The following is a 952-nucleotide window of genomic DNA, read 5'->3' as shown; positions in this document are numbered from 1 at the left end:
CCGTGCGCTGCACCCCTACCGGGCCCGCGCCCTGGCCGCCGCCGCGCTCCTGCTCGCGGCCGCGGTCATCGGCCTGGCCGTGCCCTGGATCGTGGGCCGCATCGTCGACCTCGTCCTCGACGCGGGCTCTCCCACCGCGCTCACCTGGTCCTGTCTCGCCGTGGCCGCGGCGGCCGTCGGACAGGCCCTGTTCAACGGCGCCGGGTCCGCGCTCGTCGCCCGGGTCGCGCAGTCCACGCTGGCGTCCGTACGAGCCCGGGTCCTCGACCGCGCGCTCAACGCCCCGGCCCACCAGGTCGAAGCGGCCGGCACCGGAGATCTGGTGGCCCGCACCACGGGCGACGTGGAGGTCGTCAACGAGGCGGCGAGCGAGGTGCTGCCCCCACTGCTCGAAGCGGCACTCACCATCGTCCTCACCCTCGTCGCGCTCGCCCTGCTCGACTGGCGCTTCGCGGTCGCCGCCGCGCTCGCCGGGCCGCTGCAGGCGGTCGCGGTGCGCTGGTACGCACGCGTCGTGGTGCCCCTCGCCCGACAGGAGCGAGCCGCCGAGGGCCGTCGCGCCCAGCAGTTCCTCGACTCGATCAGCGGCGCATCGACCGTACGGGCGCTGGGTCTTGAGGCCGAGCACCACGAGGCCGTGCGGACCCGCTCCGAGGCCGCACGCGGACTCGCCGTCCGGCTTTTCGGGCTGCAGCGCCGCTTCTACGGCAAGCTGAACGGCGGGGAACTGCTCGGCCTGTCCGCCGTCCTCGCCACCGGGTTCTGGCTGGTCGGCGACGGTGCCGCGACGGTCGGCGCGGCCTCGGCGGCCGCGCTCTACTTCCACCGGCTCTTCGACCAGTTCAACACCGTCCTCGCCGCCTTCGACCAGGCGCAGACGGCCGGTACGGCCTTCTCCCGCATGATCGGCGTGACACTCCTCGACGACGGCCACGGGCAGGCCGCCGCCGGG

1 protein-coding gene is annotated in these 952 nt (G+C 75.0%); it reads left to right on the top strand.

Annotation, left to right across the window (positions count from 1 at the left end; genetic code table 11):
- The coding region (locus tag G3I40_RS21740) for an ABC transporter ATP-binding protein (protein ID WP_164303811.1) at positions 1 to 952 on the top strand (952 nt) is incomplete at both ends.

The organism is Streptomyces sp. SID14478 (assembly GCF_010548525.1).
GTDB lineage: Bacteria > Actinomycetota > Actinomycetes > Streptomycetales > Streptomycetaceae > Streptomyces.
Note: the sequence above shows the minus strand (reverse complement) of the source record. Positions and strands in the feature narration are given on the sequence as shown.